Source organism: Micromonospora sp. ATLC20, from assembly GCF_057196585.1.
Window position 1 is genome coordinate 1 of sequence record NZ_JBXUOV010000424.1, and the last position, 529, is coordinate 529.

The following is a 529-nucleotide window of genomic DNA, read 5'->3' on the forward strand; positions in this document are numbered from 1 at the left end:
CCGCGGAGCTGCTCGCCGCCGCCGGCCCCGGGCCGGTCGGGGTGGGCACCGCGGGCACCGTCGACCCGGCGACCGGCGCCATCCGGTACGCCACGGACAGCCTGCCCGGGTGGGCCGGCACCCCGGTCGCCGACGAGCTGGCAGCGCGGCTGGGCCGGTCGGTGCGCGTCACCAACGACGTCGCCGCGGCGGCGCTCGGCGAGTGCTGGGCCGGCGCCGGACGGGGCCGGGGGCACGTGTTGCTGGCCGCCGTCGGCACCGGGCTGGGCGGCGCGATCGTCAACGACGGGCGGGTCGAGGGCGGCGCCCGGGGCGCGGCCGGCCAGCTCGGGCACCTGCCGGTCCCGGGCGCGCACCGGCTGCGCTGCGGCTGCGGCCGGTACGGGCACCTGGAGGCGATCGCCTCCGGCACCGGCCTGGCCGCCGCGTACGCGCTCACCGGCGGTGACCCGGTCACCGGCCGGGAGGTGGCGCGGCGTGCGGCGGCCGGTGACGCGGCCGCCCGGCAGGTCGTCGACCGGGCCGGCGC

General features: G+C 82.8%; 1 protein-coding gene. It reads left to right on the plus strand.

The features are described 5' to 3' along the window. A partial coding sequence (locus AC2CHG_RS31745) for an ROK family protein (protein WP_484526244.1) occupies positions 1 to 529 on the plus strand: 529 nt, incomplete at both ends.